The 25774-nt window shown below is 71.5% G+C and carries 21 protein-coding genes and 1 tRNA gene; 10 read left to right on the top strand and 12 right to left on the bottom strand.

What is annotated here, in order from left to right:
• Positions 1–346: 346 nt before the first annotated feature.
• On the bottom strand, positions 347–1393 hold the full coding sequence (locus tag MXD95_RS21955) for a hypothetical protein (RefSeq protein ID WP_250642577.1): 1047 nt from the start codon (positions 1391–1393) through the stop codon (positions 347–349).
• A gap of 296 nt (positions 1394–1689) precedes the next feature.
• Between MXD95_RS21955 and MXD95_RS21950 the strand changes: the two genes are divergently transcribed.
• Positions 1690–2208, top strand: a complete 519-nt coding sequence (locus MXD95_RS21950) for a phage holin family protein (protein WP_250642576.1) — start codon at positions 1690–1692, stop codon at positions 2206–2208.
• 47 nt (positions 2209–2255) lie between these two features.
• Entirely contained in the window at positions 2256–3179 is a 924-nt protein-coding gene (locus MXD95_RS21945) for an alpha/beta fold hydrolase (RefSeq protein ID WP_250642575.1), read from the top strand.
• A 30-nt stretch (positions 3180–3209) separates the two neighbouring features.
• On the opposite strand, the gene MXD95_RS21940 is transcribed toward MXD95_RS21945, so the two are convergent.
• The 4 genes from MXD95_RS21940 to nth form a co-directional block, all read right to left on the bottom strand.
• Positions 3210–4394, bottom strand: a complete 1185-nt coding sequence (locus MXD95_RS21940) for a MarP family serine protease (RefSeq protein ID WP_250642574.1) — start codon at positions 4392–4394, stop codon at positions 3210–3212.
• 19 nt (positions 4395–4413) lie between these two features.
• Positions 4414–4890, bottom strand: a complete 477-nt coding sequence (locus tag MXD95_RS21935; protein ID WP_250642573.1) for a cupredoxin domain-containing protein — start codon at positions 4888–4890, stop codon at positions 4414–4416.
• Positions 4890–5666: an NUDIX hydrolase gene (locus MXD95_RS21930; protein ID WP_250642572.1), complete on the bottom strand. Its 777-nt coding sequence runs from the start codon at positions 5664–5666 to the stop codon at positions 4890–4892. The genes MXD95_RS21935 and MXD95_RS21930 overlap by 1 nt, the downstream gene beginning before the upstream one ends.
• Before the next feature lie 68 nt (positions 5667–5734).
• Positions 5735–6469 (bottom strand): endonuclease III, encoded by a 735-nt coding sequence (nth, locus tag MXD95_RS21925; protein ID WP_250642571.1) that lies wholly within the window; start codon positions 6467–6469, stop codon positions 5735–5737.
• Positions 6470–6673: 204 nt separating this feature from the next.
• On the opposite strand from nth, the gene MXD95_RS21920 reads away from it, so the two are divergent.
• Both MXD95_RS21920 and MXD95_RS21915 read left to right on the top strand, forming a co-directional pair.
• Positions 6674–6907: a hypothetical protein gene (locus MXD95_RS21920; RefSeq protein ID WP_250642570.1), complete on the top strand. Its 234-nt coding sequence runs from the start codon at positions 6674–6676 to the stop codon at positions 6905–6907.
• A 628-nt stretch (positions 6908–7535) separates the two neighbouring features.
• On the top strand, positions 7536–8237 hold the full coding sequence (locus tag MXD95_RS21915) for a Crp/Fnr family transcriptional regulator (protein ID WP_251078815.1): 702 nt from the start codon (positions 7536–7538) through the stop codon (positions 8235–8237).
• 48 nt (positions 8238–8285) lie between these two features.
• Here the strand turns inward: MXD95_RS21915 and MXD95_RS21910 are convergent, their stop codons facing one another.
• The 4 genes from MXD95_RS21910 to sp36 all read right to left on the bottom strand — a co-directional run bounded on the left by MXD95_RS21910 (position 8286) and on the right by sp36 (position 14574).
• Positions 8286–11984 (bottom strand): AAA family ATPase, encoded by a 3699-nt coding sequence (locus MXD95_RS21910; protein WP_250642569.1) that lies wholly within the window; start codon positions 11982–11984, stop codon positions 8286–8288.
• 565 nt (positions 11985–12549) lie between these two features.
• Complete coding sequence (locus MXD95_RS21905; protein ID WP_374122107.1) at positions 12550–13278, bottom strand: MBL fold metallo-hydrolase; 729 nt, start codon at positions 13276–13278, stop codon at positions 12550–12552.
• 650 nt (positions 13279–13928) lie between these two features.
• Positions 13929–14405 carry a RidA family protein gene (locus tag MXD95_RS21900; protein ID WP_250642567.1) on the bottom strand — a complete coding sequence of 159 codons (477 nt, stop codon included), beginning with the start codon at positions 14403–14405 and terminating at the stop codon, positions 13929–13931.
• Position 14406: 1 nt separating this feature from the next.
• On the bottom strand, positions 14407–14574 hold the full coding sequence (sp36, locus tag MXD95_RS21895) for a Sp36 family protein (RefSeq protein ID WP_250642639.1): 168 nt from the start codon (positions 14572–14574) through the stop codon (positions 14407–14409).
• 95 nt (positions 14575–14669) lie between these two features.
• Here sp36 and bagA point away from each other — a divergent pair, with 95 nt between their 5' ends.
• Complete coding sequence (bagA, locus tag MXD95_RS21890) at positions 14670–15758, top strand: ATPase BagA (protein WP_374122104.1); 1089 nt, start codon at positions 14670–14672, stop codon at positions 15756–15758.
• Between the two features lie 101 nt (positions 15759–15859).
• Positions 15860–17020, top strand: a complete 1161-nt coding sequence (bagB, locus tag MXD95_RS21885) for an ArsA family ATPase (RefSeq protein ID WP_250642565.1) — start codon at positions 15860–15862, stop codon at positions 17018–17020.
• 209 nt (positions 17021–17229) lie between these two features.
• Here bagB and MXD95_RS21880 read toward each other — a convergent pair whose 3' ends face one another.
• Positions 17230–17583, bottom strand: coding sequence for a WhiB family transcriptional regulator (locus MXD95_RS21880; RefSeq protein WP_250642564.1), 354 nt, complete (start codon positions 17581–17583; stop codon positions 17230–17232).
• A 550-nt stretch (positions 17584–18133) separates the two neighbouring features.
• Here MXD95_RS21880 and MXD95_RS21875 point away from each other — a divergent pair.
• Positions 18134–20686: a penicillin-binding protein gene (locus MXD95_RS21875; protein ID WP_250642563.1), complete on the top strand. Its 2553-nt coding sequence runs from the start codon at positions 18134–18136 to the stop codon at positions 20684–20686.
• Positions 20687–20732: 46 nt separating this feature from the next.
• Here MXD95_RS21875 and MXD95_RS21870 read toward each other — a convergent pair whose 3' ends face one another.
• Complete coding sequence (locus MXD95_RS21870; RefSeq protein WP_250642562.1) at positions 20733–21227, bottom strand: GatB/YqeY domain-containing protein; 495 nt, start codon at positions 21225–21227, stop codon at positions 20733–20735.
• A 248-nt stretch (positions 21228–21475) separates the two neighbouring features.
• Between MXD95_RS21870 and MXD95_RS21865 the strand changes: the two genes are divergently transcribed.
• The 3 genes from MXD95_RS21865 (at position 21476) to pyrH (ending at position 25159) form a co-directional block, all read left to right on the top strand.
• Entirely contained in the window at positions 21476–22423 is a 948-nt protein-coding gene (locus MXD95_RS21865) for a metallophosphoesterase (protein ID WP_250642561.1), read from the top strand.
• A 62-nt stretch (positions 22424–22485) separates the two neighbouring features.
• Positions 22486–22559 (top strand) — tRNA-Pro (locus tag MXD95_RS21860).
• Positions 22560–24358: 1799 nt separating this feature from the next.
• On the top strand, positions 24359–25159 hold the full coding sequence (pyrH, locus tag MXD95_RS21855) for a UMP kinase (RefSeq protein WP_250642560.1): 801 nt from the start codon (positions 24359–24361) through the stop codon (positions 25157–25159).
• Positions 25160–25300: 141 nt separating this feature from the next.
• Here the strand turns inward: pyrH and MXD95_RS21850 are convergent, their stop codons facing one another.
• Complete coding sequence (locus MXD95_RS21850; RefSeq protein ID WP_250642559.1) at positions 25301–25729, bottom strand: hypothetical protein; 429 nt, start codon at positions 25727–25729, stop codon at positions 25301–25303.
• Between the last annotated feature and the right edge of the window lie 45 nt (positions 25730–25774).

Here is a 25774-nt window from a genome sequence, read left to right as displayed (position 1 = left end):
GACTGTTATCCACAGGGCACGTTGTCGACTAACGTGCTGGCCGACGTGTCCGCCGGGCAATGCGCGTGATCAGCGCCGCCGTGCCGCCGTGCGGGACAGTGACCAGACCAGACCTGTGGCGGACCGGAGCGAATCGGCCTCGTGGGCGGTCGGGACGTATGGGCGGATGCGCCGACCGTCCGATCGCGGATCTGGGGTGGATTCCAGATGCGGCGTGCATCACGGGCGGCGGTCGAGCATCTTCCAGACGTGGGGCTGCGTTCCATCCCCCGGATCTGTTCGGGGCCTGTCTGGGTTGGCGGGCAGTGGAAGGCCAGGGTGGGCGTCGTGGTGTCCCCGCCGAGGTTCAGGCGCGGGAGAGCGCCTCGCAGATGGCCAGGGACTCTCGCGCGGCCAGTTCCAGCGCCCGGGAGCAGTGCGCCAGCCAGGCGATCACCCCGTCTCGACCGCCGTGTACGTAGGCGTCGGCCGCGGCCTGGTAGTCGAGTACGGGTGTCTGCTGGGCATGGGCGTCGTTGTTGGACGTCTGGCCCGATCGGGCCAGGCCGGCCTCGAGATGACCGACGTCCGTCGCGGTGAGTGCTTTGGGGTCCAAACCGCGGCTGATCAGCACGAGCCGGGCAGCCGCGCGGGCGATCACGCCGTCCAGGGCGCCGAAGGGGCGCAGAGCGAGCAGCTCGCCGTGCACGACCGCGGCAACGATGATCGCCGGGGCCGCGGTCGGCGCGACGAGGAGGCCGGTCAGGCCGTCGAGGCGGACCGAGGCCTCCATGGTGGCCGGGGGAGGTCCCAGCCGAAGCGGATCGAGCTGTGGCGGGCCGCCCGCATCCGGCCGTGGTCGGCCGAGCACCTCGTCGGGCAGCGCGCCGCGCCCGAGCAGAACGTGCATGCGGGCGAGTGCCTGCCGCGGGGCCCGCTCCCAGGCGGGAGCCAGTACCCCGAGCTCGCCGTACAGCCGGACCGTCCCCAGCACGACCGACAGCTCGGCCGGGCCCGCCGCGCTGTCACCCCCCGCGCTGTCACCCCCCGCGGCCGACGCGGGGTCCGCGCCGACAGCCTCGATCACGCCCTGGCCGGACCCGGCGCCGGCGGCGACGTCGTGGCCGGCGGGGCTGCCGGCACCGCCGTCCTGGAGCCGTTGACGCAGCAGATCGAGGTCGACGTCGTGGCCCTCGAGGCTGGCCGAGGCCCGGGCGGCACGCAGGGATGCCTCCGTGGTGACCTCGGCGCTGCGCCGGCGCAGGATGCGGTGCCGCAGCAGGGCGTCGACCGCCGCACGGGCGGCATCCGCGGCATCGCGGACGCCTGGCAGTGCGGCGACGCGGGCCAGCGGATCGTCGGTGAGTACTGATCCGGACGGGCGGGGGTTCACAGTGGGCAACGCTACCGGCATGGGCCACCCGGGGCAGGCGGTCCTCGCTCGGCGCGGCCCGGCCCGCGCAGGCGCGCGGCGAGGGCGGACCGGCAGGTGGGCGCGGTCGCCGGGCCCGGGCGGACCAGCACGGCGGTCGAGGTCAGCGGGGTCACACCGATCGCGGCCGCGTTGTTTCGCCCCCGTGGTCGCCCGGGCGGGGCAGACTGCGCTTGAGGGGTCGATCGGCTGTACGACCCGGACCGTTCGGTCCGATGCCGCCAGCGGTCGGTCGGGTATGGGTAGAGGGAGGGCGCGGGGTGTCGTCGACTACTGGTGTGAAGGCTGGGGAGGGCGGCGAGCCTTCGCTGGGTGAGCTGGTGGCCCTGGCCACCCGCGACGTCTCACTGCTCGTCCGGCAGGAGCTCGATCTGGCCAAGGCCGAACTCACCCGGACGGCCACCGCCGCCGCGGTGGGGATCGCCTGTCTCGCGGTGGCAGGCGGGCTCGGCCTGTGCGCGCTGATCGCCGTGACGATCTTCCTGGGGGAGCTGTTCACCTGGGCCGGGGTGGAACGGTTCTGGTCCTACCTGCTCACCGCCGGGTTGTACCTGGCCGTCGCGGGGGTGATCGCGCTGTTCGGGGCGACCCGTTTTCGGAAGTTGTCCCCGCCCGAACGGACCATCCAGACCGTCCGCGACGACATCGCCTGGCTGCGTCGGCCCACCGTGGCGCCGGGCTCCGTCGCCACGACCTCGGCGCCGGCCCCGACACCGGTCGCGGGGTCGGGAAGCGCGGCTGCGCATCCGGTGCCGCGCTCCGTCCCGGGCCAGTCCGCTGTCCCGGGCGGCCGGTAGGGTCCCACCGGTCGTCCGGTACGGCGGGTCTGCCATCCTGACAGGCAATGGAGGACAGCGTTCCCGAGCCCGCCAGCGTGCTGATCGACGGGCCGTGGCGGCATCGTGACGTGTCGGCCAACGGGACGCGGCTGCATGTCGCCGAGCAGGGAAGCGGTCCACTCGTGCTGCTCCTGCACGGGTTTCCGCAGTTCTGGTGGGCCTGGCGGCACCAGATGGCGGCACTGTCCGCCGCGGGCTACCGCGTTGTCGCCCCCGACCTGCGGGGATACGGCGCGAGCGACAAACCGCCGCGAGGCTATGACCCCTTCACCCTGTCCGACGATATGGCCGGGCTCATCCGCGCCCTCGGGGAACGGGACGCCGCCGTCGTCGGCCATGACTGGGGTGGCCTGCTCGGCTGGACGATGGCGACGCGCCACCCGACGGTTGTGCGCCGCCTGGCCGTACTGGCCATGGCCCACCCGCTGCGGCTGCGGCACCAGATCGCCGCTGATCCCCGTGGGCAGGGCATGGCCAGTCGCTACCTGCTCGGCTTCCAGCTGCCCTGGCACCCGGAACGGCTGCTGGTAGCCGCCAATGCCGCGCATGTCGCGACGTTGCTGCGGGACTGGGGCGGACCGGGCTATCCCGATGCCGGGACGGAACGGCGCTACCGCGGCGCGATGCGCATTCCCGGCGTCGCACACAGCGCGTTGGAGTACCACCGGTGGGTGTTCCGCTCGTTGTTCCGCCCGGACGGGGCGCGCTTCGCCGCCGCCCTGCGCCGCTCGTCGCAGGTCGACACCCTGCAGATCCATGGCACGCTGGACCGCGTCCAACTGCCGGCAACGGCCCAGGGCTCCGGGCGTTACATCAGCGGTGGCTACACCTGGCGGTTGTACGAGGGCGTGGGGCACTTCCCACACGAGGAAGCACCGGACGCCGTCAACGCGGAGCTGCTGCGTTGGCTCGACCCGGCCCACATCTGATCCGGCCTGATCCGGCGGGAAAGCGGAACCTCAGGCGCAGCCCTGGGTGCTGACCGGGTCCGAGGCGACCCTGCCCACGGTCGCGGCGGAGGCGACCTCGGCGGCACTGAGCACGTAGCCGGTGTCGGAGTCGCCGATCGCGGCGGCGAACACCACGCCGAGCACCGAACCGTCGGGGGCCAGCAACGGGCCGCCGGAGTTGCCGGGCAGGACCTTGCCGCGTACCGAGTAGATGTCGCGTACCACCGAGCCGTGCTCGTAGATGTTCGCCGCCTCGGCCCGCTGGTGCTGTCGGACCCGGGCGGCGACCGTGGTGTACGGGCCGTCCTCGGGGTAGCCGGCGATCACCGCCGGGTCCTCGGTGTCGGCGGCCGGTGAGGCACGCACCTGCAGCGGTGGCCGCTGCAGGCTGGGCACGCTCAGCACGGCGATGTCCCGGTCAGGGTCGAACAGGACGACGGTGGCTGGCAGGGTTCCACTCGAGAGCACGATCGTGGGCTGGCGCACCCCGGCGACCACGTGGGCGTTGGTCATCACCCGTTGCGGGGCGAACACGAACCCCGATCCCTCGACGCGTTCGCCGCATGAGCGGGCCACTCCGAGGATCTTGACGATGCTGGCGGCCGCGCTCGTCACGCCGGGAGCCCCCACGGTGGCCGGGTCCGGTGGCGAGGCAGCGAGGACACGTTTTCCATGCAGGCCGGAGAAGACCTCGGGGAACCCGTTGTTGTCGGCGATCTGGCGCAGGTCCGCGAAGGTCTGACGGACATCGTCGGGCATCTCGGCGTCCACCGCGGCGAGCACTCGGGAGTCCTGCACCGAGCGGGCGAGTGAGGTGATCGGGGAGCGCTGCGCGGCGGTCGCGAGCAGCCAGGCGACCAGAAGGACCGACATGCCGGAGAGCACCGCCCCCGCGGCGGCGTCCACCGTTCGGCCCGACTGCCAGGTCAGCCTGGTACGCAGGGCGACGCCGAGGGCCGTACCGGCTATCTGCCCGGTCATGGCGAGGCCCAGCACCACCAGCAGGCCGATGAGCGCACCATGCGCCTGCTGCCCGATCGCCTCGGTGAACGGCTTCGCGACCTTCGCGCCGAGAACGCCACCGCCGAGAAAGCCGACGAACGACAGCAGACCGACGATGAAGCCCTGCCGATAGCCGGAGATCGCAAAGGCAACGACCACCAGCAGCAGGATCAGGTCGAGCAGGTTGGGCACGCGGCTCCCCCGGCCCGGCTCAGGTGATCTTCAGTGTTGCCGTCATGTTTGCATGAATGGTACAGACGATCTGATAGTCACCTGGCCGGGTGACGGTGAATGTGACGCTCTGTGAGCTTCCGGCGGACACGATCGGGGTGTGCGCGGTCGGGATGCTGGGGATGACGAAGTTGTGCGGTGCCGAACCCTCGGGGACGGAGAAGTCCACCCGGATGGTTCCCGGCCTGGCCACCAGCTCGCTGGCGGAGAACTTCATGGCCGGCAGGCCAGACACCGCGAACACCTGCACGCCGCCGGCCGCCTGCCGAGCGGACAGCGTGGGGCCGTCGGACGGAGCCGACCCACCGTTTCCGCCGCAGCCGGTGACGCCCAGTGCCACGAGGACCAGCAGGGCCAGCAGGCTGGACGCCGCCGACCGTGCCGCCTGTGCCGCCTGTGCCGGCCGTGCCGGCCGTGCTGGTCGGCTCGCGTGGGCGGGGACAGCAGCACAGGACATCACAACGGGTCTCTCTCGGGTCGGACCGCGCCCGGTGCGTCGGCGCTACGCGGTGGGAAGGGGAAGTCCACGGTCTCGGCGGGCGTCCACGGGCGTTCCCAGCCGCCGAGTCCGAGCAGGACGTCGAGGATGCCCGCGGTGAACCCCCAGACCAGCAGTCCGCGCACCCGGAACGCCGGCGTCGTGCGTCCGGTGGGGGTGCGCACCAGCAGCCGGTTCGCCGGGTCGGTGAGCTCTGCCAGCGGCACCCGGGCGACGAAGGACGTTTCGGCGAGGTCGACCGGTGTCACCTCGCAGGGCGTGTGCCACCAGCCGATCACCACTGAGACCAGATAGTGGCTCGCCCACAGGTAGTACGGCGACGTCGTGGTGAGCACCTGAACGCCCCGTGGGTCGACGCCGACCTCCTCGGCGGCCTCGCGCAGGGCGGTCTCGGCCCGGCTGGCGTCGGTGTCGTCCGCCGCGCCCCCCGGGAAGGCTGGCTGGCTGGCATGGCGGCGCAAGCCCGCGGAGCGTTCGATCAGCAGCACGTCCGGGCCCTGCGGGCCTTGGCCGAACAGGACGAGCACAGCCGCCGGGCGTGCCCCGGCCACGGGCTCTCCCCAGCTGAGCGGGCTGCGCCGCAGCGCCTCGTCCGCCGCGACGGCGAGCGTGCGCAGCCAGTCGGGAACGTCCGGCCCGCTCGGCGAGCCCGGGTCGCCCAGAGCCGGCGGGGAACCTGGGAGATCATCGGATTCGGGTGGCCAACCAGGCAGGGGGATGTCGGACTCGATCATCGCGACATGCCGATCATCGGGGTACATCGATCATGATGTCATGCCGGCCATCCGTAGCGGCGCGCCGATCACTGCAGCGCCTCGATGTCGCCCTGGGTGCCCCGCACCAGCCGAGCGGCCACCTCGGTCTCGATCGGACCGGCGCCGTACGACGGGCATAGCCGCGCCAGCGCGCAGACCCCACAGGCCGGTCGGCGGGCGTGGCAGAAGCGCCGGCCATGGAAGATCATCCGATCGGAGGCGATCGTCCAGTCCCGGCGTTCGATCAGGCCCGCGAGATCCGCCTCGACCCGGACCGGGTCGGTCTGCTCGGTGAGGCCGAAGCGGCGGGAGAGGCGCCCGACATGGGTGTCCACGGTGATGCCGGGGGTGTCGAAGGCGTGCCCGAGCACCACGTTGGCCGTCTTGCGCCCCACGCCGGGCAGGGTGACCAGGGCGTCCAACGTGTGCGGAACCTCGCCACCGAAGCGTTCGGTGAGCGCCGAGCCGATGCCGATCAGCGAGTTCGCCTTGGCCCGGAAGAAGCCCGTCGGGCGCAGCATGACCTCGAGCTCGGCGCGGTCGGCACCGGCGTAGTCGGCCGCGTGACGGTAGCGCGCGAACACCGCCGGCGTGATCTCGTTGACCTTCTTGTCCGTGCACTGGGCGGACAGGACGGTGGCGACCAGCAGCTCAAGCGCGTTGTGGAAATGCAGCGCGATCCGCGCATCCGGATGGATCTCGCCCAACAGTCGGATGATCCGCCGGGCCCGCCGCGTGCGCGCCAGCGGCGTCTCGGCGGCGACGTCGGCGATGGCGGGCATGTCTGGCAGCGTATCCGGCCGACCGGCCTGCCAGCGCCGATCGGCCGTGCGCCTGGGCATCCCGCCGCGTGGACCGCATCGTGTCCGGGCAAGGCGGCGTCCTGTCCCGGGGGGCGGTGTCGTGTCACCCGGACGGCCGCATTCGCGCGACACGTCCACCCCGTTGGCGATCGGGCGGCGTGGGTCGGCCACCATAGAGGGGCCATGTTTGTCATTGCCGCGATCTGCTTTCCCGTCCTGCTGCTCGCGCTCCTGCTGGCGATGGAGCGGGTGGAACGCCCGCTGAACGCCGCCGACACCGGCAAGGGGCTCGAGGGCTTCCTCGACAACGCCCGGCCGGAGGAGGTCGACACCCTGATGCACCAAGGCCTGCCCGAAGCGCTCGAGCGCTATCGCCGGCGCCTCCGCCCGCCGCCCGGCAAACACCGCGCCATCTGACCGCCCGGACCACCGGACCACCGGACCACCCGGGTGCACGGGCGCCCGGGTGGTCCGGTGTGAGAGGTGCCCGCCACCCCGTGCTGCCTGCCGTGCGCGGCGGGCGCCGACAGCCGCCTTCGCGGGGCGGCACCCGGGCACATATCACACGCCGCCGGCATCGCCGTGGGTCCCTGTCCGGGTGTGGTCCGCACGACGGTGAGATCTGCGTAGGTGCCAGCCCGCGTGGCTGGCCGTCCGCGGGCACACGGCGCTGTTCGCAGCTCGTGGGCGTCGGTGACCGGCCGGACGGCCGCGACAACGGCGTTCGCGCTGGCCTGCCGGGGCCGGGACGGTCGGCCCTGGGGCCGCCTCCCGGGTGGCCTGATGGCGGTAGGGGGCCGATCGGCCCTGGCGCGACCGGGACGTTGGGCCCGCCCGCCACTGGCCCCTCCGAGCGGATCTGGCCCGTGGGCCCACGGGAGACGGTCCCCCCGGGCGACCGAACTCCCCGGAGGTGTCATCCAACAGTGCCTGATCAGGCCCAGATTCTCGCCATCAGTGCGCGTGTGGTTGCAGTATGTTGATGGCGACCGAGCAATTTAGACCCTGGGGGTCCCTGCCCGTGCCCTCCACCGCCAGTCCTGGCATGCTCAGATCCGTGGAGGATCTGCTTGCCCGCGTACCGCTGTTCGTGGGGCTGTCCGAGCAGGATCGACTGGCTCTGTCAGACCATCTTGATCGGCAGGACGTCACCCGAGGCGACGTGCTGTTCCGTGAAGGAGACGTGGGTGACCGGGTTTTCGTCGTCCTGTCCGGAAAGGTGAAGATAGGGCGCCAGTCTGCCGACGGTAGGGAGAACCTGCTGTCTGTTATGGGTCCAGGTGACCTGTTTGGCGAGCTTTCCTTGTTCGACCCCGGCCCACGCACCGCCACCGCTACGGCTGTCACCGATGCGTCGTTGCTCTCGTTGGAGCACACCGCGCTGCGCCCCTGGCTGCGTACCCGGCCCGAGGCCGGCGCGATGCTGCTGCGGGTGTTGGCGCGTCGGCTGCGCCGCACCAACGACAGCGTGGCGGACATGGTGTTCACCGACGTGCCTGGCCGGGTGGCCAAGGCGCTGCTGGACCTGGCCGAACGCTTCGGAGAGCCGGCGCAGCCCGGCAACGAGGCGGCCGGCGTCCGGGTCGAGCACGGGCTGACGCAGGAGGAGCTTGCCCAGCTCGTCGGTGCGTCCCGAGAGACGGTGAACAAGGCCCTCGCCGATTTCGCGACGCGCGGCTGGCTTCGCCTGGACTCGCGCGCCGTGGTCCTGCTGGACCGCGAACGGTTGTCCCGCCGCGCCCGCTGACCTTCGCCTCGGTCGGAGCCGGTCTCGCCCGGGAGAACTGGTCCCTGGTCAGGCTCGGGGCCAGCCGGCGGCGTCGGCGAGGGCGTCGCCGGCAGCGCGCTCGGGCGAGGCTGGTGCGCTGCCAGGGCCGTTGTCCGTGCCGCCTCCGTCCGTGGGACCGGAAGGCGGCGGCGGGCCCGGCTGGCCGCCGCCGGGGGGCAGGCTGGCCAGCAGCCGGCGGGTCTGCGGTGCCTCGCTGACAGCGCCGGTCGCGGTTGCCGCGGCGAGCGCGCGCAGGTAGGCGGCCCGACCGCCCTCGAGATCGCCGTTCGCCACCAGCGCCGTGCCCAGCGCGCGGTAGCCGAGCACCTGGGCGCGGACATCCTCGGCGTCCACCGCGACCGCGCGGTGCGCGACGTCCAGGGCCTGCGCGGGTTGCCCCGCGTCCAGCAGGATTCCGGCGAGATGGGCGTAGGCCTGCCGGCGGGGGAACAGCAGCGTTGCCGGCTCGCTTGCCGCCAGCGCCTCGCGGAGCAGATCGTGGGCGGCGTCGAGCCGCCCACGGGCTCGCGCGATCTGTGCCACCAGCACTTTCGCCCCGAGCTGGGCATGCGGGCGCAGGTCGAGATGTTCCAGGTCGCGCAGGGCGGCCTCGGCGGCCTCGGCGGCCTGGTCGATCTCACCGGCGTCGAGCAGCGTGAGCCCAAGCAGCACCCGCGCGAGTGCGCCGACGACGACATGTCCGCGTTCGGTGGCCTGGGTGCAGGCCTGCTCGAGATGGTGCACCCCGCGCCCCGGCTCGCCGGCGCCGCGGGCGGCGAGCCCGCGGGCGACGAGGACCAGCATCGAGCCCCAGGTGTCCCCGGACGACGCGAACAGGTCCGCGGCCCGCTGCGCATCGGACTCGGCGACGGCGATGTCACCGAGCTCGGCGGCGGCGATCCCGTCGATGGTCAGGCATACCGCCATCCCCCACTGCTCGCCGACGGACCCGGCGAGCTCGATGAGCTCGCGGGTGAGCTTGCGCGCCCGGGTGAGTTGGCCGGACAGCAGCAGCACAAGCGCCTCGGTTCCCCGGCACCAGCCGAGCCCGCCGGTGTCCTCGAGCCGCTCGAAGACCGCGGAGGCCTCTCGCAGCGTCCGCTCGGCCCGCGGGTAGTCGCCGCGGGTGGTGGCGCTCCAGGCGAGATGCTGTAAGGCCCAGCCCACGCCGCGGGGGTCGTCGACCCGCTGGGCGATCGCGAGTGCCTCGCGGTAGCGCTCCTCGGCGGCGCCGATCCGCCCGGCGTTGTATTCGAGCATGCCCAGGCGGCGCAGGACGGCCGCGATGGCCCGCTCGTCACCGGCCTCATGGGCCGACTCGAGTGCGGTGAGCAGGCACTGGGCGGCTTCCTCGGCCCGCCCCTGCTTCTGGCGGAGCTCGCCGAGCACCGAGAAGGCGGCGGCCCGGCGGGCCGGGGCGTCCGCCCGCAGCGCCGGGCGCAACGTCCGCTCGGCCTCATCCAGGTGACGCAGCGCGACGAGCGCCTCGGCGTGCAGCACGCGCACCACGTTGTCCTCGCGCCGGTCGACCAGGTCACGGCCCAGCCGGCGGGCGTTGGCGAGCAGCTCGGCGGCGGCGCGGTGGTCATCGCGGGCCAGTGCCGCCCGGGCCAGCCGGACGTGGGCGTGGAATCCGGACATCCGGGCCGCCCAGGCCGGGTCGTTCGGCGGCAGGCTCATGGACGCGGCGAGGTCAAACGCGCGCAGCGCGTGACTGGCCACGAATGTCGAGACGGACCGGGAGGTGCCGATCATCGCGGTGACGCCCCAACGGGCCGCGGTCGCGTGCCGGCGAGCACGCTCGACCTTGGGCAGTCCGGCGTAGGCGACGTCACGGGCCATCGGATGCACGAAGCGCCAGCGGGCCTCGTGCGCCCGGGGCGGGCGGACGAGCTGCCGCTCGGTCAGTCCCTCCAGCGCCCGGGTCACCTCGTCCGCGGGCCGCTCGTCGACCATCGGCAGCGCCTCGGCGGGGAACCTGCGCCCGAGCACCGCCGCCGCCCGCAGCACCGCCTTGGCGATCGGGTCGAGGTCGTCGATCCGGGCGGCGAGCACCGACTGCACGCCGGCGGGAAGTGGGGAGTCCGCGAGGGCGCCGTCGAGCACCAGTTCGGCGTGCGCGCCGTCCGGCGGCTCGCCCGCCGGGTGCAGCAGGCGCCGGTCGATGAGCAGGTTGAGCAGCTCGACCAGGAAGAACGGGTTGCCGTGTACCCGGGCGAGCAGATCGTCGCGGGTCTTCGGTTCCAGGGTGCGTCCGCCCAGGTGGTTCGTAAGCAGCTGCCCGGACGCCTCGGCGCCCAGCGGCGCGAGGTCGATCCGATGCACGTTCGGCAGCGTGGCCAGCCGCGGGCCGGCCCGGTCGACCAGGACGAGCAGCACCGGGCCGGACAGCCGGGAGGCGAGCCGGCTGATCGCGTCGGAGAGCTGGCTGGTCGCCCACTCCAGGTCGTCGATGACGACCAGGATGGGACCGCAGCGGGCAAGGGCGCTCAGAAACAGTGCGACCGCCTCGACAGTCGCCTCCACCGCGCGGTTCTCGGCCTCCTCGATGCGCGACGCACGGGCCGCCGGATCACCCGGTGTCGCCGCGGGCGCACCGGTCGAGCGCCGGTCCAGCGGTACGCCGAGCAGCAGCAACAGCCGGTCGGCGATGCCGGGGGGCAGTTGGATGCCGGTCAGCGGGTGGGCGAGCCCGGCCACCGTCGACCGCACCCGGTCGGCCACGCGGTCCAGCGAATCACCGTCGGTGATCCGGCAGGCGTTGCGCACGACGTCGACCAGCGGAGCGAGCCCCCGCCCATCGCCGTGACGGACCGTGCGTCCCCACAGCACCACCGCGCCAGGGGCCCCGGCCGCCCGGTCGGCGAGCTCGCTGGCCAGCCGAGTCTTGCCGATGCCGGCCTCGCCGACGAGCAGCGCCGCCTGCGGCGCCCGGCGGGTCACGACATCGTCGAACAGCGCCTGCAGATCGCGGAGTTCGGCGTCGCGGCCGAGGAACGGCGCGTCGTCAGCCAGACCTGGCCGCTCGACGTTGGACGGGCGCAGGCTGATCAGCTCGTAGGCGGGCACAGGCTCTCGCTTGCCCTTGAGCGCGAGGTCCGGCAGCTCCCGCCAGCTCGCCACCGTGCGGGTCGCGAGCGCCGTCTCCCGCCCGGCGTACACCGTGCCCACGGAGGCGGCGGCCGACAGCCGTGCCGCGGTGTTCACCGTGTCCCCGATGACCGTGTAGGACAGCGCCGCCTGCACACCGGCGAGCACCTCGCCGGTGTTGATGCCGACCCGCAGGCCGAGGCGACCTTCGGCACTGTCGCCCGCGGTCTCCTCGACCAGACGGCGCACGGTCTCCTGCATCGCGGCCGCGGCCCGCACGGCCCGTTCCGGATCGTCCTCGTGGGCGGTGGGAGCGCCGAAGACGGCCATGATGCCGTCGCCGGTCAGGTTGTCGACCCGGCCGCCGACCTCGTCGATCTCGTGGGCGAGCGCGGCGAGGACACGGTCGGTCATCTCGCCGACCCGCTCGGGATCGCGGTTCTCGGCCCAGCCGGTGAAGTCGGACAGGTCGCCGAACAGCACGGTCACCACGCGCCGCTCCGGGACATCGGACGCCGCCGCGTCGATCGAGCCGAACTCGAGGCCGCAGTTGTAGCAGAACCGGCCGCCCGGGACGGCCGGAGAGTGACAGCGCGGGCACTGCAGCGGCCCGGTGACCAGGGTGGGGATCACCATGATGACGGCCCGGTAGGACGGGACTGCGCGGGCACCCTCATCGTCGGGCCTCCCGAGGTGTGGGACCTCGCCGGGGCCGGGCATCCGGGCGGGGCGGGCAGTGCCCGCCGCGGACCGGCAGCTCGGCCTCGGGCCGGTCGAGTGAAGTCGTCATCCTGCGCACGAGCGGTTGCCTCCAGCGCCGAGTTTAGTGGCCTGGGTCTCGTTTCCCCGCCCCCAAGCGATCGGATGACCGACTGCGGCAGGATATGTCCGGGCAGGTGGGGACGGGTCCGTTCGACCTCGGGCACGCCCGCCCAGGCCGGCGGGGGGAGGCGATCGGGCCGCCCATCGAGGGCCCGGCCCCGGCGGGGCCAGGACGGATCGCGGCACGTCGGTCCGCACGGCCCGGATCCGGACCGAGCCGCGTGGGCGGCGGGTAGGGTTCCACAGCCCACCGCGCGGGGCGGTGCGCCCTGCCTGGCCCGTTCAGGGGGGCGTCGCGATGGCCGGCCGGAGGTTCCCGGCGGTCGTCGCGTGCCCGCGGGCCCACGTCCCGGAGATCGATGCCCCGGAGATCGAGTTTTCAGGGATCGAGCTCCAGGAGATAGTCGAGCTGCGCCCGCACCGATAGCTCGGCTGCGGGCCACAGCGCCCGATCCGTGTCCGCGTAGACCCGTCGGACCACGGCAGCGGGGTCCGCCTGCCCTGGTCCGACGCCCGCCTCGACGAGTGCCTCGCGCACCTGTGCGAGCCGTGCCTCCCGGTGGGCCAGGTACCGCCGCGCGGCGGCGCCGGCGGCAGGTAGCTCCGGGCCGTGCCCCGGCAGCACCGTCATCGCGCCCAGGTCCCGCAGCAGCCGCAGGCTGGCGAGATAGTCGTCGAGCCGACCGTCCGGATGGGCCACCACCGTGCTGCCGTGCCCGAGGATCGTGTCTCCGGTGAGCACCGCCGCCCCGGCCTCCACCGCGTCGCCGGTGAGCAGGAACGACAGGGAGTCGGCGGTGTGGCCGGGGGTGGGCAGGACGCACAGCTCGAGGCCGGGCCGGGCGACGACGTCCCCGGCAGCGAGCCCTTCGTCGCCGAGACGGTGCGCCGGGTCGAGCGCCCGCACCGGCGCGCCGGTCAGGCGGTGCAACGTGGCCGCGCCGGCGCTGTGATCGGCGTGACCGTGGGTGAGCAGGATGAGCTCGACCGGCCCGGTGGCGGCGACCGCGGCCAGATGACCGGGGTCATCCGGCCCCGGATCGACCACGACACAGCCCTCGCTGCCCGGCGCCCGCAGCAGCCAGGTGTTGGTCCCCTCCAGTGTCATCGGGCCTGGGTTCGGGGCGAGCAGGACGGCGGCCAACGGGGTCACCTGGCGAACAGTGCCAGTCGGCGGTCGGAGCGCGGTCACGACCGGCCCGCCGCGTCGCCATCGTGGGTGGAGTTGTCGAGCATGCCGTCGACCCGCGCTGTCGGCCGGCGCAGCCGGGTGATCAGCTCGGCTTTGTGGTCGACCATGCCGCTGATGCTAGTTCGACCTGCCGTCGCATGCGGCTCCACGCGAGCCAGGTCGCAGCCCGCTCAACCGGGCGCCGGACGGTCTACTCCCCATCCGGCCCGACGTCCCCGCTGTCCGTCCCCGTCACGTGTCCCCGTCACGTGTCCTCGACCGGGACCGCTCCGACCCGCCCCGGCCGCAAGCCGCTCGAGCCCGGCGCTCACGTCGTGTGAGCGCGATCATGGCCGATTCCAGCAGGCAAGATCCAAGCAGGTCGTCGTGGGGGCATTCGTGCCCGATTTATCCCCCACGGCGACCTACGTGGCCGGATCTTGCTGGGTAGCCCGCCGCGGGGCGTGATCATGGGAGCTGGCATGGATGGTGGTGGTGCGGGCGGAGGGGTGCGGCTAGGGCGGGTGCGGTCTGAGGGGGTGCGGTCCGGGCGGGTGCGGCTGGGCGGGTGCGGTCGGCGGGTGTGGTCAGGCAGGTGTGGTGGCGGCGACTCGGGCGATCACCTCGATCTCCACCGGGGCGCCCAGCGGCAGGACGGCGACGCCGACCGCCGAGCGGGCATGCCGGCCGGCGTCCCCGAAGATCTCGACGAACAGGTCACTGGCGCCGTTGACGACGCTCGGCTGGGCGGTGAACCCGGCGGCGCTCGCGACGAATCCGACGATCTTGATGATCCGCCCGATCCCGTCCAGCCCGCCGGTCTGGGCCGCTACCGCGGCCAGGGCGTTCAACGCGGCGACCCGGGCAAGCTCGGCGGCCCGCTCGGGTGTCACCGCCTCGCCGACCAGACCAGTCGCCAACAGTTGACCGTCGACGAGGGGAAGCTGGCCGGCACTCCAGACGAGGTCCCCGTCGCGCACCGCGGGGACATAGGCGCCGGCCGGAGCCGCGACCGGCGGTAGGGCCAGGCCGAGATCGGCCAGTCGCTCGCTCGCGGTCGTCACCTCAGCCCTGGGCCTTGGGGCGCTTGAAATAGGCGACAAGACCCTCGGGGTTGTTGGGGGCCGGGATGACCTGGACGAGTTCCCAGCCATCCTCGCCGAAGGTGTCGAGGATCTGCTTGGTGTTGTGGATCAGCAACGGAGCCGTGAAGTACTCCCACTTCGTCTGCATGACACCGGACATTAGAGCATCCACCGGCGGGTCCTCGGACGGCTCGACGCGGCGTCCCCGGAGGGCTGGACGCACCGGCACGGACGGTCACGCCGATGGGGGTGACCCGGGCCCGGTGGCGTGGCAGTGCGCGCCGGCCCGGGTACGGTCGACCGGTGAGCGGCGAGCGCAGCGCGGCCGAGGACGGCGACGACGCGGACGGACCCTGGGAACGTCGGCTGCACATCGTGACCGGCAAGGGCGGGACGGGAAAGACGACGGTGGCGGGTGCGCTCGCCGTGGCGCTGGCCACAGGCGGCAGGCGGGTGCTGCTCACCGAGGTGGAGGGACGCCAGCAGATCGCTCAGCTGTTTGACACCCCGCCGCTGCCGTACCAGGAGCGAAAGGTGGCGAGCGCCCCTGGGGGCGGCGAGGTGTTCGCGCTGGCGATCGACGCGGACGAGGCGCTGCTGGAGTACCTCGAGATGTTCTACAACCTGCGCCGGGCCGGGCGGGCACTCGGTCGGATCGGCGCGGTCGACTTCGCGACCACGGTGGCGCCCGGGGTGCGCGACGTCCTGCTCACCGGCAAGGTCAAGGAGGCCGTCAACCGGCCGGACGGCACCCGGCCGAGCGGCATGGCCTACGACGCGGTCGTGCTGGACGCCCCGCCCACCGGTCGGATCGCCCGGTTCCTGGGCGTCACCGCGGAGGTGGCGGGCCTGGCGAGGATGGGGCCGATCCGCGCGCAGGCGGACAGCGTGATGGCGGTGTTGCGGCCCGAGCGGGCGGCCGTGCACCTGGTGACGCTGCTGGAGGAGATGCCGGTCCAGGAGACCGTGGACGGCGTGGCCGAGCTCTCCGCGGCCGGGCTGCCGCTGGGCGGGGTCATCGTCAACATGGCCCGCCTGCCGATGCTCAGAGCCAAGGAGTCCAGGCTGGCCCGGCGGGGTGAGCTCGACCGCGAGGAGATCGCCGCGGGTATCAAGGAAACCGGCGTGGAACCCACGTCCGAGCTGGTCGAGGCGCTGGTCTGGGAGGCCGCTCAGCACGCGGACCGGGTCGCGCTCGAGGCGGGCCAGCGGGCCGAGATCATGGCGCTTGGTCGCCCCGTCTACGAGGTGCCCCTGATGGCCGATGGTGTCGATCTTGGCACGGTCTACCGGTTCGCCGAGCTGCTGCGGGCCCAGCAGATGGTTGGGTGAGCGCGGTGGCCGTGAAATCGAGATCGTCAGCCGGAGGGCCGTCAGCCGGAGGGTCGTCGGCAGGACGGGCGGCGAAGGGCTCGCCGGGAGCCGCCCGCCCGATGCGTCCACATCCGGTCGGGGTTCCGTTGTTCGACGTGGACGAGATGCTCGACACCGAGCGGATCATCGTCTGCTGCGGCTCTGGCGGTGTGGGCAAGACCACCACGGCAGCGGCGCTGGCGCTGCGGGCGGCCGAACGCGGGCGCATCGTCGTCGTACTGACGATCGACCCGGCGCGCCGGCTGGCCCAGTCGCTGGGTCTGACGGCGTTGGACAACACGCCGTGTGAAGTGGCCGGGATCGACGATTCCGCCGGCGGCAGCCTCGACGCGATGATGTTGGATATGAAACGGACGTTCGACGAGATCGTCCTCGCGCACAGCTCGCCGGAGCGGGCCCGGGCCCTGCTCGACAACCCCTTCTACCAGTCGCTGTCCTCGTCCTTCTCCGGGACGCAGGAGTACATGGCGATGGAGAAGCTCGGCCAGCTCGATGCCACCGGCGAGTGGGATCTCATCGTCGTCGACACCCCGCCGACCCGCTCGGCGCTCGACTTCCTCGACGCGCCCACCCGGCTCGGCACGTTCCTCGACGGGCGCCTGCTGCGGGTGTTGCTGGTACCGGCGAAGGCCGGTGGCCGGGCCTACGCGAAGATCGTCGGAGCTGGCCTCGGAATGTTCACCAAGGTGCTGACGAAAGTGCTCGGGGCACAGCTGCTGACCGACCTGAGCCAGTTCGTCGCCGCGTTGGAGACGATGTTCGGCGGGTTCCGGGCTCGGGCCGAGCAGACCTACCGGTTGCTCGGCGAGCAGGGCACGTCCTTCGTGGTGGTCGCCGCCCCCGAGGCCGCGGCGTTGCGCGAGGCGTCCTACTTCGTCGACCGGCTCGACGCCGACGGCATGCCGCTGGCGGGTCTGGTGGTCAACCGGACACATCACAGCAACGCGTCGACGCTTACGGTCGAGCGCAGCCTCGCCGCCGCCGAGAACCTCGACGAGCATCGGGAGCATCCCCTGGCAGCGGCGGTCCTGCGTATCCATGCGGAACGGGTCCGGCTCGCCAGCCGGGAGGCCAGGCTACGGGAGCGATTCACCAGCGCCCATCCGGACACCCCGCTGGTGGAGGTGGAGGCGCTGGCCGAGGACGTGCACGACCTCGAGGGCCTTCGGGAGATCGGTGACGCGCTCGCTCGCGTGGAACGGCTGGACCAGGCCGGCTGAGCTGATGGTGGGCCAGGCGGGGATGCGACCAGCCCGCAGGGGGGCGGATCGCGATCAGGCCTCGGCGGTGAACGTACAGCTGACCAGGCGCCACGTGGCTGGTCAGGCGGCAGGCGACCGCGATACTGAGCGGGGGTCCTGCGGTCCGGTCCGGGACGTCGTTGTCCTCGGGCGGAACCGGGCGCGGGTGGGTCGGGCGCGGCCGGCCGTTACCCGGCGGATGCGGACCGGTGATCGGCCTGGGCGTCTGCGAGCAGCTTGCGCCAGGACGTGACGTCCGGGCGGCGACGCAGCAGCGCGCGGCGCTCCCGTTCGGTCATACCACCCCAAACACCGAACTCGACATGGTTGTCAAGCGCGTCGGCGAGGCACTCGGTACGGACGGCGCAGCCGAAGCACCGGGTCTTCACCCGGTTCTGGGCGGCGCCCTGGACGAACAGCTCATCCGGGTCGAGGTCGCGACAGGCGGCATGGGCCGTCCAGTCGCCGTCGACGGTGGAGCCCACCAGGCGGGTCGGGTTGGCACGAAGGGGACTGACGGCGGGGGCCAGGCTTCTGGTCATGCCACCTGCCTTTCTTCTCGAGTCCGGGTCAGGGGGCCCGTGCGGGTGGTGACGTGGCGTTGACCCGAAACCGTACGGAGTGGCGTGGCCACGGCCCAGACCCCACACGGGTGGTTGTCCAAATGACTAGTCCGGGCCATTGATCCCGATCGCGGCGGTAGTGCTGTCTGTGACAGCCGTATGTCGCTTGCGTGACGATCGGATGTCTCCACCGTGTCGCCGTAGCGACTCCATCGCCCCGCGGCCGGCCGGACATGTGATCACGCGCGGCGGGGCGTCGGCGGGGATGGCTCGATGGTGGCTCGTCGAGAGGCGCTCAGGGAATGGTTGATGTGGAAGTCGTCACGCTGGTCCGAGGCTCGCCCGCGTCGGCCTCCGGTGCCCCGACTGTCAGGAGTGATCCTGTCCCAGGTCAGGTCGGTTTTGGCGGCTCAGGCGGGACGTTCATCCGTAGTTGTACCGGCCTGTTCTCCGGGCCGGGCGTGGTTGATCAGATGTTGGCCCGTATGCTTCGACTGGTGTCCCGGCCTGGCTGGACGGAGGTCCGTCGATGACCACGCCCCCCGGGTCGGCGGCGCCCGACGGGTCAGCAAGACGGCTCTATCGTCCCGGTTACGGCGCACAGGGCCGCACGGGCCTGCGTCGGCACCCCGCGGTGACCCTGGCCCGCAGGCTGTCCGGCGCCGGTCTGATCAGCATCGTGGCCGGCGTGCTCGTCGGCCTGCTCGCGCTGCCGGTGGTCGGTGCGGTCGGTCTGACCGCCAAGCATGGCGCCGATGACTTCCTCGGGTTGCCGGAGAACCTGGTCGTGCCCCCGCTCGCGCAGGCGTCCCGGATCCTGGACGCACGGGGAAACCAGATCGCCGTGCTGTCGGGCGAGCAGGACCGAGAGGTCGTCTCGCTCGGCCGGGTGCCGCAGGTGATGCGCCAGGCGATCGTCGACATCGAGGACTCGCGGTTCTATGAGCACGACGGGCTCGACTACAAGGGCCTCATTCGCGCCTACCTCACCAACCGGGAGAGCGGCGAGGTGACCCAGGGCGGGTCGACACTGACCCAGCAGTACGTCAAGAACGTCCTGCTGATGTCGGCGAGCACCGCCGCGCAACGCCACGCCGCCACCGAGCAGACGGTGAAACGCAAGCTTCGCGAGGCCCGCTACGCGCTTTACCTGGAAGCACACCTGAGTAAGGACGAGATCCTCGAGCGCTATCTCAACATCGCCTATTTCGGCGACGGCGCCTATGGCATCCAGGTCGCCGCGAAGCACTACTTCAACGTCGACGTCGACAAGCTCACCCTGCCGCAGGCGGCGCTGCTCGCCGGCCTGGTGAAGAACCCCACCGCCTACAACCCGGTGCTGCACCCGGACGCGGCCCGGGAACGGCGCAACGTGGTGCTCGACCGGATGCGCGAGTTGCACCATGTCAGCGATGCCGACTTCCGCGCCGCGCACAACAGCCCGGTGGCACTCGACCGGCCGGCCCGCTCGGCCGACCCGTGCGCGGACTCCACCGCCCCGTTCTTCTGCGCGATGGTCCGCGACGATCTCCTCAACGACAGAACCTTCGCCCCGACCGAGGACGGCGCGCGAAGGTTGCTGTTCGAGGGCGGCCTGACCATCAGAACCACGTTGGATCCGGTCGCCGAGCAGGCTGCCCAGTCCGCCGCGAGCGAGGTCATCCCGGTCGGCAACCGGGTCGCGGCGGGGGTCGTCATGATGCAGCCGGGTACCGGCCAGGTGCTCGCCGTCGCCGAAAACCGGGAGTACGGCCCGACCGACGACGGCAAACCGTCGAGCCTGTCCACCGACTTCGTCCACACCAAGGAGGTCTATCCGACCGACGAGGACTCGTTCAGCCCCGGTTCCACCTTCAAGGTCTTCACACTCATCTCCGCGCTCAAGGCCGGAATGCCGCTGTCGACGACGCTGCACGCCCCGGTCTGCTATCACTCCAACGTCTTCCCGAACCCGCAGCCGGACGACTGCTACGGGAACGCCGATCCCAGCGAGGACGGCTTCTACTCGCTGACCACCGCGACCTGGAACTCGGTCAACACCTACTACATCCAGCTCGCGGAGAAGCTCGGCGTCCTACGCACCGCGCAGATCGCCCGCGACCTGGGTGTCACCTCCTGCCGGATCCGCCAGCAGGGCAACGACGATCCCGCCTGCAAGGGCGTCAACGGCATCAGCCCGTCGGACGGGTCGTCAATCCTGGGGTCGAACGAGATCAGCACGCTTGACCTCGCGACCGCGTACTCGACGCTCGCGGCCCGCGGCCGCAAGTGCGATCCCCGCACCGTCACCGCGATCAGCCAGCGGGTCGGCGGTGCCGACCGGCCGCTGCCGTTCAATGCCGGCGCACCCTGCGAACAGGTGCTCGACCCGAAGATCGTCGACACGGTGAGCTCGGTGCTGGAGGGCGTCATCAGCCACGGCACCGCCAGCGGCAACGCGCAGATCGGCCGGCCGGCCGCGGGCAAGACCGGTACCGCCGAGGGCTTCAGCACCGCCTCGTTCGCCGGCTACATCCCGCAGCTCGCCACCGCGGTGACTCTCGCCGACCCGCGTGGCCCGACCGCTCATCCTCTGACGGACGTGCTCGGCCGCAACGTGTTCGGCGGCGGCTATCCGGCCCAGATCTGGGCCCGCACCATGACGCGGACGATCAGCGGGCTCAACCTCCCGGTCGCGCCCCTCCCGCCGGAGGACGGCACCCAGCCGCAGGTCCCGACGAAACCGGTCCCGAACGTCGTCGGCCAGCAGCAGTCGGTGGCCGAGCAGATTCTGGTCCAGCAGGGCTTCCACGTGTCCTCGCAGCCCGTGGTCTGGCCCGCCCAGCCGGGGATCGTGGTGTCCATGACGCCGGCCGCCGGCAGCGTCGTGTCCCTGAACACCGAGATTCACCTGGCGATCTCCGGCGGACTTACCGGCGCCCCAGTGCTGCCCGGTGGCGCGCCGTCCGGCGGCATCGGCCTCGGCGCCGCGCCGGACGGGCCCGGCATCCTGGCGCAGTTCTTCCCCCGCTCCCAGCTCGGGGCCACGCTTGGTGGGGCCCAGCCGGCCCTGAGTCCCAACCGGCGCAACCGTCCGCGCTGAGCGCGGCCCGAGCGAGCGGCCTGACGACGGCGTCCGGCCGCTGTGTTCAGGTGCTGGCGAGGCGGGCCTTGACCAGGGCGGCAACCCGTCCGCCGTCGGCCCGGCCGGCGACCTCCGCCTGCACCGACTTCATGACGGGCCCGATCGCCCTTGGACCGGTGAGCCCCAGTTCGCCGAGTACCCGGTCGATGATCGCGGCCAGCTCGTCCTCGCCGAGCTGGCGGGGCAGGTACTCGCCGAGCACCTCGCCCTCGGCACGTTCCCGCTCGGCGGCCTCGTCCCGTCCGGCCGCGGCATAGGCATCGGCAGCCTCGCGGCGCTTTTTCACCTCGCGGGTGAGGACCTTCAGGACCTCCGCGTCGTCGAGGGTACGTGCGGTGTCGCCGGCGACCTCCGCGTCCTTCACGGCGGCGAGCGTCAGGCGCAGCGTGGCCGTCCGTAGCTCGTCACGGGATTTCATCGCGACCGTCAGATCGGCGCGCAGGCGCTGCTGCAGTGGGCCGGGCTCCGCACGTGGGCCGGGCTCCGTCGGGGTGCTCATAGTCAACGCAGCCTATGGTCCGGGCGGCGGGCTGGTCACGTTCGACCACGGGTCGGCGACGACGATGGTGTCAGGCCGGGCGCCGCGTCGGTGTCCGGGCCGCGCCCGGCGGGCCGAGCGGTGGCCGGGGTGAGACGGTGGGGACACCGGCACGGACGGGGCGAGGCCCAAAGGTGCCGGCACATCGCAGATGCCGCTAGAGGTCGGGGATCCCCGAAATCGGGCTCCCCGGGAAAGGTCTGATCTGGATGCGTCGTGGGTCTCAGGGGTCGGTCCGGCGTCCATGGGCGGGCTCAGGCAGAGCGCTCGGAGCTCTGCGCGTCGTTGCGGCGTCGGGCGTCGCGGCGCTGGCGTACGGAAGCCTCTACGAGCGCAGGTCCTACACGCTGCGCCGGGTGCGGGTCCCGGTCCTGTCGCCCGGGACCCGGCCGGTGCGGGTGCTGCACTTGTCTGATCTGCACATCACCGTTCGTCAGGTCGACAAGCTGGCCTGGCTGTCCGAGCTCGCGCGGCTTGTCCCCGACCTGGTCGCGGTGACCGGGGATCTCGTCTGCGCCGACGATGCCCGCGACCCGCTCCTGGCCGCGTTGGAGCCGCTTTTCTACTTCCCCGGCGTGTTCGTTCCCGGAAACAACGACTACTTCGCCCCGACGTTGCGCAGTCCGCACCGCTACCTGCGGCGGGCGGCGCCGGCCGATCCGCACGGCAGGTCGCTGGACTGGTCCACCCTGGCCGGCAAGCTCACGGCCGCCAGCGGATGGCTGGATCTCACCAACACCCGGGCCGTCAGTGAGGCCGGTGGACTGCGCCTGGATCTGCGGGGGGTGGACGACGCCAGGCTGCGCCGTGACCGCGTCGGTGCGATTGCGGGGCCCCCCAGCCCCGGCACCGATCTGGCGGTCGGTCTGTCCCACACCCCCGAGCCCCGAGTCCTTGACGCGTTCGTCGCGGACGGGGTGCGGCTCGTCCTGTCCGGCCACACCCATGGTGGGCAGATCCGTCTGCCCGGCGTCGGCGCGATGGTGACCAACTGCGGGCTGGACCGCTCCCGGGCCCGCGGTCTGTCCCGGTACGGCGGCGGCACCTCCGCCTGGCTGCACGTCTCACCTGGCCTCGGGACCTCGCCGTTCGCCCCGATCCGCCTGGGCTGCCGTCCCGAGGCGACCCTGCTCACGCTGGTCGGCGCGACAACCTGACGAATCTGGGCCACCCCACCCATCGCTCTACCGCCGCGTCGGGGTATGCTTCTCCTCGGTCGCGGGGTGTGGCGCAGCTTGGTAGCGCGCTTCGTTCGGGACGAAGAGGTCGTGGGTTCGAATCCCGCCACCCCGACCCAGGTCAGGGGCATGATCCGAGGTTGAGGATCATGCCCCTGACGCATATGCGGCGGCCTGGCGTCGGCACTGAGAAGAAGCGCGTCGAGCTGCCGGAGAATTCTCCGGTCCCCGCTGCCCGCAGCGGAGCGGGCCTGATCGTACTTTGCCCGGAGAACAATGTGGCTGCAGGACGACCACCCGGCGCTCGTAGCCGCGCCCCAGCCCCCGCAGCGCTCGGGTAAATCCGTCTCTGTCCGCCGCCCTGCCGTCATACCAGACATGTGCGCTGGCCTCCCGCTTCCTTCCTCGGGTCAATGCCTCTCGTAGCAGTTCGCTTTCCAGATGTCGCAGGTTCTTCACCGCCTGACTTGTTACGACCTCATACGACGCAACGGACAGTCGACGGCCAGAGCTGGTGCTGGCAGCACCCTTTACGTGCAGCAAGGTGAGGACCGGCCGCTTGCCTGCCAGATCCAGATGAACAAAGTCGGCGACCTCCATCGCGCCGTCGTCGCAGGCCAGCCACCCGGTTCTGGGGCGCTCGATGGGCCGGCGAGGTACGACCCAGTCGAACAGTGATCTTCCGGAACCAGGCTTGGCCGTCCGCAGGGGTTTCTGCTTTGGCTTCTCCCGGAAAATGTCATACTCGCTAAAATCGCCCCAGGTCCAGTTGGAGAGCCCCAGGTCCAGTTGGAGAACGGAATATCGCGGTACCTGGGAGCTGTAGAGGACTCCGCCGGCGAGGGTGTGGCCGGAATCGTATGGACGGTGACGAGATCCGGATCTTGGAGAAGCTTTAGAACTCTGCCGAAGAGCTCAGGGTCTCGTCTGCCAGATGTACCTGTGACGGCCAGTCGTCACTGCCGACTGCGGGCCTGACGACCTCGCAGTCGAGTTTCCCGATGACGGAACCCCGACTGTGGATCGTAGCCTCGAAGTGGCGACCACTGGTCGATGCGGCGTCGAAGTAGAAAGCGCAGTCTCGCCGCTGATCCTGGTGCCGTGCCTTTCGGCCCGCACATCCCGTTTGAGATGGATTCCGGTTACCGTGTCGAGGATGTTGCTCGCCGTGTTCCCCGCGCCGACGTGGGCGATGAGGAGGCTCTGGAAGGGAGTCGGCTCGGTGAGATCAGTGAACGTGTCGTTCGTCACGCCAGGAGCTCACTTCGTGCGACAGCGGTGCCTCTGACCTGCCAAACTGGCTGCCCGATCAGCTATGGCACATCGCGGTGCGAGTCACCGTTCTCGATCGAAAGCCAGTCGCCCAGCCTCGTTCGGCTACACCCACGTGGAGCGACTTGGATCAGATGTTCGACGACCTCGTCCGCGAATGAGACACCTGCAGAACAACAAAATCTCAACTTTGAGAGCTCTCTGTCTAGATGTTGGGGTGAATTGCCGGTAACGGAAGTGGCATGCGCGGTGTCGTCGCAGGTGATGTCGCAGTAGGGATGCGGGAGGTATGGGTGGGTCGCGTCGAGGTGACCGGTCGCGACCGGCCTGGCTGCGCTGCGGGTGTGAGGTGGCGATCCGCGCGGACCCAGGGGTCGAGACCGGAGTCCGGCCTGGCCTCGTGCGGGCCGGATGGTGACAATCGGGCGGGCTGCGCGCTCTGACACGATATGTCCCGGTATCACGGTTTCCGGTCGGTCGGCCGTGGTGGAGGCGCCGCGGTGATCGAGAAGGGTGTTCGCGCCGGGCGGGACGGTCGGCGAAGGTCGGGCCCCAGTGCTCTACCGTGTACCCAGCACCGGCGAGGTTCATGATCGTTTGACCCATGATCGAAAATGGTGTCCGGCGCGTTAGGATCGCACGATGGAAAAGGGGAAGCGGGAGACTGTGGCCAAATACCGTCGGGTGGTCGTGAAGCTGAGCGGTCGGGCAATTGCCGGTGCCGAGGAATTCGGGTTCGACTCCGGTGCGCTGGAGCATCTCGCCCGGGAAATTATTGCCGTACGCCAGTCCGGCGTCGAGGTGGCCATCGTCGTGGGCGGAGGAAATCTTTTCCGCGGCAACCAGTCAGAACGCTGGGGTATCGACCGGGTCGAAGCCGACAACATCGGCATGCTCGGCACGGTGATCAATAGCCTGTTGCTGCGCGGCAAACTGACCGCCCTCGGCGAGGACAACCTGCGGGTGATGACCGCTGTGCCGGTACCCGCGGTGGCCGAGCCCTATATTCGACTCCGCGCCGCGCATCTGCTGGAAAAAGGCGCGACCGTCATTCTTGCCTGCGGCAACGGGCAGCCCTTCCTCACCACCGACTACCCGGCGGTCCAGCGGGCACTCGAGCTCGGTGCCGACGCGGTTCTGGCGGCCAAGGACGGCGTCGACGGCGTCTATGACAGCGACCCGAAGGTCAACCCGGACGCCCAGCGGTTCTCCCACCTCAGCTACGACGAGGTGATCAGTCGTGGGCTGCGGGTGATGGACCAGTCGGCGTTCATCCTCGCCCGCGACTTTGGTATTCCCCTGCACATCTTCGACATCGAGCAGCGTGGCGCGATGACGGCGATCTGTCAGGGTGAGCACCGCGGCACCGTCATCACCAGCACCGGCGTCGACGGCGACGCGAACTCGGCGGCCCTGGCCGGCTCCACCGAATCGGTAGGCTGAGCCGCCCCGCGGGGGGTGATGGCGCCCGCCTGCCGGCACCGTCCGCCCGCGCCCGTGGGGCGGACGGACGGCGCCGCGATGGGTGTTGATACACCGCTGGTACGGGCACACCCGTGCGGGTGAGACCGCCCAGAGCGCTCGTCAGCAGGAGTAGCCGGCGGCTCCGGAGGCGTCCGAGGCGGTCGCCCCGTCCACCTTCGCGGTGGTCAGCGTCTTGAACTGGCTCTGGGTACCGAAGATGCCGCAGGGGATCGATGCGCCGTCACCGACTCCCGTGCCGCCCCAGAACTGCTTGCTGACGGGCTCGCCGACGCTCGACCACTTCCCGTTCGCGTATTTGCGCAGCTGGTTGGTGATCGTGATCGAGCCGCTGTACCAGGTGGTGCAGGTGACCGAGCCGTTGCCGAAAACGGTCGAGCCTCCGGTGGGCGGCCAGGCGGTGACGTTGCATCCGGTCGCGCCGACAGGTGTCACGGCGGACGCGGGTGTGGCCGTGCCGAGGAAGGCCGCTGCCATGGTGCCCGTGGCGCCGATGGCCGCGGTTCGCAGTGCGGTGCGGGTCCGGGGCAAGGTGTCCTCCTGAGTGGGGTCGGTGCCGAAAGGCACGGTTGGACG

Origin of the sequence: Frankia sp. AiPa1, from assembly GCF_023243075.1 — a bacterium.
In the GTDB taxonomy this organism is placed as follows: Bacteria; Actinomycetota; Actinomycetes; order Frankiales; family Frankiaceae; genus Frankia.
This window is presented reverse-complemented; position numbering and strand designations above follow the sequence as displayed.

Coding starts and splice junctions, on each gene's coding strand:
- MXD95_RS21875 (WP_250642563.1), top strand. CDS start 18,134: ATGACCACGCCCCCCGGGTCGGCGGCGCCCGACGGGTCAGCAAGACGG.
- MXD95_RS21945 (WP_250642575.1), top strand. CDS start 2,256: ATGGAGGACAGCGTTCCCGAGCCCGCCAGCGTGCTGATCGACGGGCCG.
- MXD95_RS21880 (WP_250642564.1), bottom strand. CDS start 17,583: ATGACCAGAAGCCTGGCCCCCGCCGTCAGTCCCCTTCGTGCCAACCCG.
- MXD95_RS21920 (WP_250642570.1), top strand. CDS start 6,674: ATGTTTGTCATTGCCGCGATCTGCTTTCCCGTCCTGCTGCTCGCGCTC.
- MXD95_RS21905 (WP_374122107.1), bottom strand. CDS start 13,278: ATGACACTGGAGGGGACCAACACCTGGCTGCTGCGGGCGCCGGGCAGC.
- MXD95_RS21930 (WP_250642572.1), bottom strand. CDS start 5,666: ATGATCGAGTCCGACATCCCCCTGCCTGGTTGGCCACCCGAATCCGAT.
- bagA (WP_374122104.1), top strand. CDS start 14,670: ATGGGGGTGACCCGGGCCCGGTGGCGTGGCAGTGCGCGCCGGCCCGGG.
- sp36 (WP_250642639.1), bottom strand. CDS start 14,574: ATGCAGACGAAGTGGGAGTACTTCACGGCTCCGTTGCTGATCCACAAC.
- nth (WP_250642571.1), bottom strand. CDS start 6,469: ATGCCCGCCATCGCCGACGTCGCCGCCGAGACGCCGCTGGCGCGCACG.
- MXD95_RS21955 (WP_250642577.1), bottom strand. CDS start 1,393: ATGCCGGTAGCGTTGCCCACTGTGAACCCCCGCCCGTCCGGATCAGTA.
- MXD95_RS21865 (WP_250642561.1), top strand. CDS start 21,476: ATGCGTCGTGGGTCTCAGGGGTCGGTCCGGCGTCCATGGGCGGGCTCA.
- bagB (WP_250642565.1), top strand. CDS start 15,860: ATGCGTCCACATCCGGTCGGGGTTCCGTTGTTCGACGTGGACGAGATG.
- MXD95_RS21870 (WP_250642562.1), bottom strand. CDS start 21,227: ATGAGCACCCCGACGGAGCCCGGCCCACGTGCGGAGCCCGGCCCACTG.
- MXD95_RS21915 (WP_251078815.1), top strand. CDS start 7,536: ATGCTCAGATCCGTGGAGGATCTGCTTGCCCGCGTACCGCTGTTCGTG.
- MXD95_RS21935 (WP_250642573.1), bottom strand. CDS start 4,890: ATGTCCTGTGCTGCTGTCCCCGCCCACGCGAGCCGACCAGCACGGCCG.
- MXD95_RS21910 (WP_250642569.1), bottom strand. CDS start 11,984: ATGGTGATCCCCACCCTGGTCACCGGGCCGCTGCAGTGCCCGCGCTGT.
- pyrH (WP_250642560.1), top strand. CDS start 24,359: ATGGAAAAGGGGAAGCGGGAGACTGTGGCCAAATACCGTCGGGTGGTC.